7 protein-coding genes and 1 pseudogene are annotated in these 12184 nt (G+C 44.3%); 4 read left to right on the forward strand and 4 right to left on the reverse strand.

The window, feature by feature from the left end; translation table 11 throughout:
• Positions 1–281 precede the first annotated feature (281 nt).
• From ACOMHB_RS06675 to ACOMHB_RS06685, 3 genes are all read right to left on the reverse strand, one after another.
• Positions 282–2015: a hypothetical protein gene (locus tag ACOMHB_RS06675; RefSeq protein WP_448215992.1), complete on the reverse strand. Its 1734-nt coding sequence runs from the start codon at positions 2013–2015 to the stop codon at positions 282–284.
• Between the two features lie 704 nt (positions 2016–2719).
• A complete protein-coding gene (locus ACOMHB_RS06680) occupies positions 2720–4000 on the reverse strand; it encodes a WD40 repeat domain-containing protein (RefSeq protein WP_448215993.1) in 1281 nt (426 codons plus the stop codon).
• Positions 4001–4003: 3 nt separating this feature from the next.
• On the reverse strand, positions 4004–4576 hold the full coding sequence (locus ACOMHB_RS06685) for a hypothetical protein (RefSeq protein WP_448215994.1): 573 nt from the start codon (positions 4574–4576) through the stop codon (positions 4004–4006).
• 449 nt (positions 4577–5025) lie between these two features.
• Here ACOMHB_RS06685 and ACOMHB_RS06690 point away from each other — a divergent pair, with 449 nt between their 5' ends.
• Complete coding sequence (locus tag ACOMHB_RS06690) at positions 5026–5511, forward strand: DUF29 domain-containing protein (RefSeq protein ID WP_422132512.1); 486 nt, start codon at positions 5026–5028, stop codon at positions 5509–5511.
• 187 nt (positions 5512–5698) lie between these two features.
• Here ACOMHB_RS06690 and ACOMHB_RS06695 read toward each other — a convergent pair.
• Positions 5699–5851, reverse strand: a pseudogene (locus tag ACOMHB_RS06695) (transposase); the annotation flags it as partial.
• A gap of 161 nt (positions 5852–6012) precedes the next feature.
• On the opposite strand from ACOMHB_RS06695, the gene ACOMHB_RS06700 reads away from it, so the two are divergent.
• The 3 genes from ACOMHB_RS06700 to ACOMHB_RS06710 all read left to right on the forward strand — a co-directional run bounded on the left by ACOMHB_RS06700 (position 6013) and on the right by ACOMHB_RS06710 (position 12088).
• Complete coding sequence (locus ACOMHB_RS06700) at positions 6013–7806, forward strand: WD40 repeat domain-containing protein (RefSeq protein WP_448215995.1); 1794 nt, start codon at positions 6013–6015, stop codon at positions 7804–7806.
• A gap of 167 nt (positions 7807–7973) precedes the next feature.
• Positions 7974–9896 carry a hypothetical protein gene (locus tag ACOMHB_RS06705; protein ID WP_448215996.1) on the forward strand — a complete coding sequence of 641 codons (1923 nt, stop codon included), beginning with the start codon at positions 7974–7976 and terminating at the stop codon, positions 9894–9896.
• Between the two features lie 308 nt (positions 9897–10204).
• Entirely contained in the window at positions 10205–12088 is a 1884-nt protein-coding gene (locus ACOMHB_RS06710) for a WD40 repeat domain-containing protein (RefSeq protein WP_448215997.1), read from the forward strand.
• The last annotated feature ends 96 nt before the right edge of the window (positions 12089–12184 follow it).

Genomic DNA, 12184 nt, shown 5'->3' on the forward strand with positions numbered 1-12184 from the left:
TCTTTTGCAACACCTGCCCGGCACGATAGCGACAGAAACCCGTTTTTTACTTATTGATCATTTTCCCGGATCAAAGACCTGTTTCTCTACAGGGGTGCAATTTCGCAACGAATCTTGATATAAAAGGGAGACTGGGTACTCGCCAGCAGGTATAACTGCAAGCTTATTAACTCACTTTACATACAGATCCTGACCCATCAATTTCTCCCACGAGAGTTGGGCCACTCTCTCAAAATGTTCTTTTTTTGCACCTCGAACAATTGGATAGCGTGCGAACAGATTTATTTTTCCTGGCTGAGGCCGTTCATATCCAGTAAATCAATATTCATTTTCATCCACAGCAGAGTAGCAGCCAGGTTTACATTGTGGCAGGCTCCATCATTGAGGGTTAACAAGCCTCGGGTTTCATCAATCACCTGGTTCACTTCCTTTTGGCGTTCTTCAGGAAAGCTCTCCAGCAAACGTTTTAGATTCAGCCGTCCCTGGGTCAGATGTGCAAACCTCAGGGGAAACTGACGCAACTGATACACTTTAACCAAACCTGGTGCCAACCCCGATTTCTGCCAGGTTTGGAGTTCCATAAGAATCATGGAGTCCAGGTGATGCTTATCAATGGCAGGTTTATCTACTGTTTCGATAAAGTCCTTACTTTCCCCATTGACTAACAATCGTCCCAGTTGTTCACCCCCCCCTAAATAAATTGTTTGCAAAAAAAACTTCAACATATTGTCTTTAGCTAGGGGTTCTTTGTCTACATAATAACCGTTACGAGCCAACATGGGGGATTCCAACAATGTTACCAGATCGTGCAACGCGAACGACTCACAACCAAAGCCACTGAGTTGACGACCAGGCAGAAAGAAAAACCGGGAGTCAGTAAAGCCGTGATATTTTATCGCCAGTGTTATCGCTAAACCGACAAAATGCGACAGGGGTGAATAAAGCTGTTCTTTTTTGTAGCGCTTAAAAGCGCTCAGACTATCAACAAAAAAAAACCGATAATGCCCTTTACTATTTTTCCTGATAGAAAAAACATTAACGTGACCTGTTGTATCCTGAAAAATATAGTTTTTTGGCTCTTCTGTTGCCATTAATGGCAGTTGGGTTATAAATAAAGCAACCAACTGGCGAAGACACTGTTGTATGCCAAGATAAGTATGCATGAGCCTTAAAACATTAGAATTAGCGGCATCAAGAAGCCTGTCAACTAACTCGTAGTTGGGCAGACCTTCAGGTAACTCAAGCTTAGGAAGCACTGCTTTGGCAAATATTCTGATTAAATTTGCTGGCAATTTCTTAAACCCCGGATGCTTAATTAAAACATGCGTTATTTCACCTTCTTCCAGCTTTTCGGGAAAATAAAGCTTAAGTAGGTTAAGAACCCCTTTCCAACGGTATTCTGCACTCTCCAGATAACCTTTCTCTTCTAAAATATCGGGGTTTTCCCTATACAATGCTTCCAATTCTGCATAAAAGTCATCAATGTTGTTTTTCTGATCCTTCGTTTTCAATGACTTTTCAGCAGCCTTAACTATTTCTTTCAGTTTTTCAAGGTGCCTGACATGACTCTCATTGTTTCCGGAAGCCGATGCTGCCCCGGAGTCTGATGAACCTGAAGAGCCAGAACTGCCCTGCCCTTTAGTCATTTGTTTTTTACTTTGTCGCTTTTGCTGCGGTGGCGGAGATTTACCGTCAGTTTTAGATTGTTCCTTGTTTTCGTTGCCATAACGGTTCAATTCGAATGGATAACCTGTAAACACAGCTCCTTTATCCGGTTGTAGCCCTCCCCCTTCAGAGACAGGCAAACTGATTATCGAACTTTTTTTCCCCTTTTGTAACAGCAGCAGTGGAACATTCCTGGACTTAGGTAGACGAATGGGATCAGATAAAAAAGAGGAAAAAATCGCATCGACATCATTACCTGAGACCAATGATAAAGCGAAAGGCATTGCAGCCCGACTGTCGAACGAAAAAAAGATGATGGCCAAAATAGAAACACAAGACATACTATTCATAGTGAAAATTCATAGTGAAAAGCTCAAGCCCTATTAGGGATGTAGCATAGAAATAAAAAGATCAGTCTAGACAAAAAACTCAGATTTAACTGACATTGAGGTAATTTCTTTGGCTACCTCTGGCGCATGAGCTCATTATATACGACAAAAATTGTCTGTATATTAAGTAAGCCGTATATGAAACATTCGACGTATTTTCAGAACTGACTGAAGTTGGGCAGATAAGTTAGATGTGAGTGTTGATTTCGTGCTCGGGGCTCTGACATCATTTTATCGCCTGTTTCAGATGACTCACTGCAGGCAACGTAATTTGGAACGACTCGATTATGCTAAAACTGATACTTAATGGCAGGCAAAGAATATAACCGGTATTTATATGAGAACTTGTTCCAGACATATTACAGCAATAATAATCATGATAAGTGCCACTTTTGCTCCCTCAACGTCAGCCATAAAAGTGTATAAGAAAGAAGGAAGAATCCTGGTGTTAAGGGATGTACCAATTAGTCAGGTATTTACTCCACAGGTAATGATGGCCCCAGCAGTGTACAATTCATCAGTGTTTAAAATGACATCCACAAAGTGTTTAAAATGACATCCACAATAGACTGTTAGGAGTTTTTATGTAGTGTTAATTAGGTCGCACTACATTAGAGTCGGTTTTAGCATGAAAGTTCAAACATTGATGTCAGTGAAACTAACAGTCATTCATCCATCCTTAGTTCAGTGATTTTCGCCGACTGATCTTCATGAATGGTTAACACATGGCCATCGACGCTTAGGGTGGCTGACACGATCCCTCCAGGATAGGAAATGGTGGCTTTTTTTTGCCATGACCCATCGCTTACCTGACCGTAAACAATAGCAAGATGAAAATCTGACAGCGCCAATAAACTAAAAAATGGATGTCTAAACTGATGATAAATAAATTCCGACGCATTATCGTTATGGGCAGTGACCAAATGGCTGCCATCGGCGCTGAAGGATGCTGATCTAATATACATACCATTGGAAACGGTGGTTTTTTCTTCCCAGGATCCATTAACCTTGCGGCCATAGATTTTCACCTTCCTGTCTTCACCGTGGGTCATCACATGGCGGCTGTCGGCGCTAAAGGTTGCTGATTTGATTGGCATATGATGGGAAATGGTAGCTCTCTCTTCCCATGATCCATTATCGTTCAGGCCATAGATTTTCGCCTTTTTATCTCTACTGCGGGTGATCACACAGCGGTTATCGGGGCTGAAGGTGGTTGAGTAGACCCGATCATCATGAGAAATGGTGGCTTTTTCGTTCCATGATCCGTCTTCCTGACCATAGATTATCGACCTGCCATCTTGACCGGAGGTTACCATATGGCGGCTATCGGCGCTGAATGTGGCAGAGTAGAAACGATCCTCATTGGAAAAGATGTTTTTTTCTTCCCATGTCCCATCGTCCTCCAGGCCACAGATTTTCATCCTGTTACCTTCACAGCAGGTGATTATATGTCGGCTATCGGCGCTGAATTTGGCTGACCAGACTGAATTGTCATGGGAAATGATGGCTTTTACTATCCATGACCCATCGTTCATTTTGCCATAGATTTTCGCTGTGTGATCCAGACTGGTGGTCACCACATAAAGACTATCGTCGCTGAAGGTGGCTGATGTTAAAAAGTCGTGGCTAATAATGGCTTCTTCTGCCCATGACTCATCGTCCCCCTGGCCATAGATTTTCGCCTTGCCATCGTGACTGGCGGTCAGTACATATCGACCGTTGGTGCTGAAGGTAGCTGATATGAGAGGCTTATGATGGCTAATAGTGGTTTTTTCTTCCCATGATCGTTCGTCCTTCTTGCCATAGATTCTCGCCTTGCGATCTTCACTGGCGGTCACTACATGGTGGCCATCGTTGCTGAGCATGAATGATATGACACGACCATTATGGGTGATAGTGCCTTTCGCTTGCCATGAACCATCGGTCTCCCGACCAAAGATTATCACCGTTTAACTATCACTGACGCTCACCAGATAGTGGCCATCGGCACTTAAGGTAGCAGAGTTCATCCTGCCGTTATTGAGGAGGGAGGCTTTTGTCTCAAATATAAATGTTTTGCATTCAATCATCAGTTTAGTGAGAGTGAAAGAGAACAGAGCAGGAAAGTCAATACTCCCATGACGATCCATGACTGACTTGACTAATGCCTTATCCATTGTAAACCGGCTCAACCAATTCCCGAGTTGATCCTTATCTTTTTCAGTGACGATTGTTTTTATCAGAGCCTGGCGTGATGAAGCAAACTGGCGATACCATGCCCTTGCCATTGAATTATCATTTTTGAGCGTCTTGTTCATGTATGAATTTGCCCGTATTAAATTGGCAATATCACGGGTCTGCAAATGACTATAAATTTTGGATTGTATTTCAAAGGGCAAATTGAGCAATAATGAAAGCTTATTCTTGTCACGTACAATGACGTCCCTACCCATAGTGGTAGCAATGGGTGTCTCTGATTGAGAGTGATCGGGGGTTGGTGAGAGTGGCCCACCAAGGCAAGAATGGTTATTTATGCGGTCCATAGTTCGTTTCTTAAAAGTTGTTATTTCCGCTGGTTGCAGTGATATCCAAAATTGATTCTGCAGATTAGAGTCGTTTGTAACATGAAAGTTCATAACATTGATGTCAGTGAAACTAACAGGAAAACAGGACTTTGATTCGGGAAAATGATCAATAAGTACTCAACTATGCGAAATCATATTTTCTGACTTATTGGGCAGGCACTCGCGGCAACTGCTCCTGCGTTGCTCTAGCTCCTGCATCCATGCAGTCGTGATGCGTTGCAACTCTGGTCACATAGCTTGCTATGTTCCCGTCGTTGCGCCTTGCAGAGCACCTGCCCAATAAGCCAGAAATATTCGATTCCGTATGGCTGAGTACTCCCCCCCGGCAAAGGCATCTGTGCTCTGGTAATTCATTTTGCTTCCCTTCTGTTATTTGCCTACAGTGGTAGGTCAATGGAGGTATTTTTATGAATAGCTTATATAACACTGATTATCATCAATGGCTGAGTCAGCAAGTAACCCTGTTGAAAACTCAAAACTTTAATCAGTTGGATTTAGAAAACCTGATTGAGGATTTAGAGTTGAGCCTTAAGCAAGACCTTCGCGAGTTGGAGAACCGCTTGTCAACTTTGATAACTCATCTTCTTAAATGTAATTACCAGACCAGTGCACTAAGGGAGTCTACAGCGACAGATAGAGTCCTTAAAGGTTGGATGGAAACCATAGTTAGATCAAGAATTAAGATTAATAAACTGGTGAAAGAGAATCCTAGTTTAACGTCAAGGATCAAAGACTCCCTTAAACAAGCATATGTTGATGGTAAAAAAGGAGCCATCAAAGAAATGAATATTTATGTCCATAAAAAACTCGACAACAATAGCTTTCCTGACGAATGCCCCTGGAGCTATGAGCAAATAATGACTGAAGACTGGTATCCACTCAACGGTGTTTGAGTGGTAGGGCAATGGAGGTGATTTATGGAAAACTTGTACGACACTGCTTACCACCAATGGCTGAGCCAACAGCGGGATCTGCTTGCCAAATGACATTTTGACGGGCTTGACACAGAGAATTTGTTGGGGGAGCTAGAGCTGGGCAATGAACAACCCCGCCAGGGGGCGGGGTATCCTTGGTGCAAACTCAAAACATTGCAAGCTGATGATCTGAGTGAAGTTTGTCGTACTCATTTCCCTGATTCTTCACATAATTCGCTATAATCTGCTCATCACCATGCTTTCCGACAGTGCTTGCAAAGTACCCATCAGTCCAAAATTCGCCGCCCATAATGGTTTTGCAACGCCCTCAGAGCGTAGGAACGAGTTGTTAGAGTTTTGCAACAGCCTCGAAGCAAGTTGTTATTGTGAACTTTCTCACGAAATCCGACTCAAAGCTACAGAATCAATTTTGAATATCCCTGCCAGTGAGGGAGAAATAATAACTATGGAAAACGAGTTATGGATTGCCTAAAGAGTCATTCCAGTATTGGTGATGCACTTTCATCAACACCCGTTCAATCTCAATCAGGGACACCAAGTGGAATCAGCACGCGCAGGGACGTATTTGTTCGTGACAAGAATGAGCTTTCATTATTGCTCGATTTATCCTTTGAAATACAATCCAAAATTTATACTTATTTGCAGACTCGTGATATTGCCCGTTTAACACAGGTGAATTCATGCATTTACAACACGCTCAAAAAAGATGCATCAATGATAAAGGCGTGGTATCGCCAGATTGCTCCATCACACCAGGCTCTGATAAAGACAATCTTTATGGCAAAAGATAAAAATCAACTCGAAGGTTGGTTAAGCCGTTTCACAAAGGATAAGGCATTAGTCAAGTCGATCATGGATCGCCAAACGAGTATTTATTTTCCTGCTCTGTTCTATTCCACTCTCACTAAACTGATGTCTCAATGTAAAACATTCGAATTAGAGACAAAAGCCAACCTCCCAGGTAATGGTAAGCTGAACTCAGCCAGCTTCAGCGCCGATGGCCGCTGTATGGCGATCGCCAGTGATAATGATACGCTGGAAATCTATGGCCGGGAGAGCGATGGATCCTGGACAGAAAAAGGCACTGTCCTCCATTATGGCAGTATCATATCGTCCACCTTCAGCGCCAATGGCCGCTATGTAGTGACCGCCAGTAAGGATGGCGAGGCGAAAATCTATGGCAAGAAGGACGATGGATCATGGGAAGAAAAAGCCACTATTTCCCATAATAACTGGGTCAACTCAGCAACCTTCAGCAACGATAGTCGCTATGTAATAACCGCCAGTGGCGATGGCAAGGCGAAAATTTACGGCCAGAGGGACGATGGGTCATGGGTAGAAAAAGCCATTATTTTCCATTATCAAGATGTCAAATCAGCCACCTTCAGCCCCGATAGCCGCCATGTGTTGACCCGCAGCAGTGATGGCGAAGCGAAAATCTATAGCCAGAGGGTCGATGGATCATGGGAAGAAAAAGCCATTATTTCCCACGACGACTGGGCCTTCTCAGCTGGCTTCTGCGCTGATAGTCGCCATGTGATCACCCGCGGCGAAAATAACAAGGTAAAAATCTTTAGCATCGAGGCCGACGGGTCATGGCAAGAAAAAGCCACTATTTCCCATGATTGCTGGGTCCTCTCAGCCGCTATCAGCGCCAATGGCCGCTATGTGGTGACCACCAGTCGCGATCACACTGTGAAAATCCATAGCCTGGAGGACGATGGATCATCGGAAGAAAAAGCCATCTTTTCCCATGAGAATCGTGTCAATTCAGCCTGCTTCAGCCCCGATAGCCGCCATGTGGTGAGCCACAGTTACGATGGCAAGGCGAAAATCTATGGCCAGAAAGACAATGGATCATGGGAAGTAAAAGCCATCATTTCCCATGATGACAGAGTCTGGTTAGCCACATTCAGCGCCGATAGTTGCTATCTAATCACCTGCGGTGAAGATAACAAGGCGAAAATCTATGGCCGGAAGGGCGATGGATCATGGCAAGAAAAAGCCATCATCTCTCATGACAAGGATATAAGATCAGCAACCTTTAGCGTCGATAGCCACCATGTGGTCACCGCCAGTATTGATAAAACGGCGAAAATTTATGGCCAGGTAAGCGATAGATCCTGGCAAGAAAAAGCCACCATTTCCCATCCTGGTAGTATCAGATCAGCTATCTTCAGCGCCGATGGCCTTGTGTTGACCATCCATGGCGTTAACACAGCAAAAATCACTGAACTACGGATGGATGTATGACTGATTATTTGCTGTCAATCTTGTGGTTAGAAGTTGTCACATAATTACAACTCGTTCCTACACGAAGCGAGTTGTTATTGTGAACTTTCATACTAAAACCGACTCTAAACTGCGGAATCAATTTTAAATATCCTTGCGGGATAAACAATAACAATGGAAAACGAGTTATGGATTGCATAAAGAGTAATTCTGGTATTAGTGATGCACTTGCAACAACACCCGTTCAATCTCAATCAGGGACACAAATTGGAATCAGCACGCGCAGGGAGGTATTTGTTCGTGACAAGAATGAGCTCTCATTATTGCTTGATTTACCCATTGAAATACAATCCAAAATTTATAGCTATTTGCAGACTCGTGATATTGCCCGTTTAACACAGGTGAATTCATGCATTTACAACACGCTTAAAAAAGATGCATCAATGATAAGGGCGTGGTATCGCCAGATTGCTTCATCACGCCAGGCCATTACGGGAATAATCCTCACTGCAAAAAATAAAGATCAACTCGAGAATTGGTTGAGCCGATTTACAAAGGATAAGGCATTAGTCAAGTCAATCATGGATCGCCAGGCGTGTTTTTATTTTCCTGCTTTGTTCTTTTCCAATCTCACTAAACTGATGTGTCAATGTAAAGCATTTAAATTAGAGACTAAAGCCACCATCCCCTGCCATAGTTCAGAGGACTTAGCTTCCTTCAGCGCCGATGGACGCCACCTGGTGATCGCCTTTGACTCTGAAACCTGTAAAATCTATGGCCAGCAGAGCGATGAATCATGGGTAGCAAAAGGCACTATCTCCCATGATAGGCAAGTCAAATTTGTCACCTTCAGTGCCAATAGCCACTATGTAGTGACCGCTGGTATGGATGGCAAGGCGAAAATTTATGGCAAGAAGGACGAACGATCATGGGAAGAAAAAGCCACTATTTGCCACAGTTACTGGATCCGCACAGCCACCTTCAGCCCCGATAGCCGCCATGTGTTGACCTACAGTAACGACGGCAAAGCAAAAATCTACGGCAAGAAGGACGAACGATCATGGGAAGAAAAAGCCACTATTTCCCATGATAATTGGGTCGATTTTGCCACCTTCAGCAAAGATGGTCGCTATGTAGTAACCACCAGTTGGGATCACAGGGCAAAAATCTATGGCCAGAGTGACGATGGGTCATGGGCAGAAAAAGCCGTCATTCCACATGATGACATTTACTCAGCCACCTTTAGCCCCGATAGCCGCTATGTGGTGACTGAAGGCTTGGGCAGCAAAGCGAAAATCTATGATAAGAAGAACGATGGGTCATGGCTGGAAAAAGCCATTATTTCCCATTGTGTCTCAGTCACTTTCAGCTCCGATAGTTGCCATGTGGTGATCACCAGAAGAAATGGCAGTGCAAAAATCTATAGACTGGATGCCGATGGATCATGGCAAGAAAAAGCCATCATTTCCCACAATGCAGAGGTCAACTCAGTCACATTCAGCCCCGATAGTCGCTGTTTAATAACCTCCAGTGACGATGGCAAGGCGATAATCTCTGGCCAGGATGAAGACGGATCATGGCAAGAAAAAGCCATCATTTCCGATTACCTGAGTGACTGCTCAGCCAAATTCAGCGCCGATAGCCACCATCTGGTGACCGCCAGTCTAGATTTCAAAGCGAAAATCTATGGTAAGAAGGACGATGGATCATGGGAAGAAAAAGCTATCATTTCCCATAACGAAAGTGTCTACTATGCCTCATTCAGCCCCGATTGCCGCCATGCCATCAGCTGCAGTGAAGATTTAACGGTAAAAATCCATGGCCTGGAGATCGATGGATCATGGAGAGAAAAAGCCAACATTTCCTATGATAGGGGCATTACAATAGCAACCTTTAGTGCCGATGGCCGCCATGTGGTCACTGTCAGTCTCGAAGGGACAGTGAACATTTATGGTCAGAACAGCAATGGATCATGGGAAGAAAAAGCCAGTATTTCCCATCCTGGTACTATCCGATCAGCCACCCTTAGCGCCGATGACCATTTGTTGACCATCCATGGCACGGACACGGCGAACATCACTGAACTAAGTATGAATGATTGCCGTTACTAGGAGCCTGACCGAGAATAGCGCCCGTAGCGAGGACGGCAGAAAATTGAGGATGAAAATTCGGTTTTGTGAGGAGAATAGCGAGCTATTTGACGAACAAAAGCGGATTTTCAGACCAATTTGCTGCCGCCGCAGTAGGGCAGACTATTCTCGGTCAGGCTCCTAGTCCAGCCATACCAATCGAACTTTCTAACTCCCTGTTGCGCTAAAGATTATTGTGAACTTTCCTACTAAAACCGACTCTAAGCTGCAGAATCAATTTTGAATATCCTCGCCAACCAGGGATAAATAACAACCATGGAAAACGAACTATGGATTGCTCAAATAGCAGCTTCTGCAACATTACTCCACGCTCATCAACAGTAGACCAACCTCCATCAGATACTCCAATTGATACCATTATGGGCAAGAACGTCATTGAACGTGACAAGAATGAGTTTTCATTATTGCTCGATTTACCCGAAGCTATACAATCCAAAATTTTTACTTATTTGCAGGCTCGTGATATTGCCCATTTAGCACGGGCAAATTCATGCCTTAACAACAGGCTCAAAAATGATGATGCAATGGCAAGGGCGTGGTATCGCCGGTTGACTTCATCACACCAGACTCGTCTAAAGACAATTGTCACTACAAAGGATAAAGATGAACTCCAGAAATGGTTAAAGTGTTTTACAAAGAATGAAGCATTAATCAAGTCAATCATGGATCGCCAGGCAAGTATTCACTTTCCTGCTTTGTTTTTTTCCACTCTCACTAAATTAGAGACTAAAGCCAGAATCCCCTGTAGTGGTTCAAAGAACTCAGCTAAATTGAGCACCGATGGACGCCACCTGGTGATCGCCTGTGACTCCAGAACCTTTAAAATCTATGGCCAGGAGAGCGATGAATCATGGGTAGCAAAAGGCACTATCTCCCATGATAAGGAAATCAGATCAGTCACCTTCAGTGCCAATAGCCGCTATGTAGTGACCGCTGGTATGGATGGCAAGGCGAAAATTTATGGCAAGAAGGACGAACGATCATGGGAAGAAAAAGCCACTATTTCTCACAGATACTGGGTCCGCTCAGCCACCTTCAGCCCCGATAGCCGCCATGTGTTGACCTTCAGTAACGACGGCAAGGCGAAAATCTATGGCAAGAAGGACGAACGATCATGGGAAGAAAAAGCCACTATTTCCCATGATGATGAGGTCCATCATGCCACCTTCAGCAAAGATGGTCACTATGTAGTAACCACCAGTTGGGATCACAGGGCAAAAATCTATGGCCAGAGTGACGATGGGTCATGGGCAGAAAAAGCCATCATTCCACATGATGACATTCTCTACACAGCCACCTTCAGCCCCGATAGCCGCTATGTGGTGACCGCCAGTCTGGATCACAGGGCAAAAATCCATGGCCAGAAGGACGATGGGTCGTGGCTGGAAAAAGCCATTATTTCCCATTTTGACTCAGTCACCTTCAGCTCCGATAGTCGCCATGTGGTGATCACCAGAACAAATGGCAGTGCAAAAATCCATAGACTGAATGCCGATGGATCATGGGAAGAAAAAGCCATCATTTCCCTCAATGGAGGGGTCAACCCAGCCAAATTCAGCCCCGATAATCGCTATTTAATGACCTCCTGTAACAATAACAAGGCGATAATCTATGGCCAGGATAAAGACGGATCATGGAAAGAAAAAGCCACCATTTTCGATTACCTAAGGAATTACTCAGCCAAATTCAGCGCCGATAGCCGCCATCTGGTGACCGCCAGTTTATATAACAAAGCGAAAATCTATGGCAAGAAGGACGATGAATCATGGGAAGAAAAAGCCATCATTTCCCATAACAAAAGTGTCTACTATGCCACATTCAGCCCCGATTGCCGTCATGTCATCACCTGCAGTAAAGATTTAACGGTAAAAATCCATGGCCTGGAGATCGATGGATCATGGAGAGAAAAAGCAATCATCTCCCATGATGAGGGTATTCGCTTAGCAGCCTTTAGTGTCGATGGCCGCTATGTGGTCACTGTCGGTTACGATGGAACGGTGAACATTTATGCTCAGAACAGCGATGGATCATGGGAAGAAAACGCCAGCATTTCCCATCCTGGTATTATCCAGTCAGCCACCCTCAGCGCCGATGACCGTTTGTTGACCATCCATAGCGCGGGCATGGCGAGAATCATCAACATTGTGATTTAGCTGCATAAGTTGAGGCGACATCTACCTTGAAAGTTACCGGCACGGACACGGCGAACATCACTGAACTAAGTATGAATGATTGCCGTTACTAGCCCA

The sequence above is a fragment of the Endozoicomonas sp. 2B-B genome (assembly GCF_053470045.1).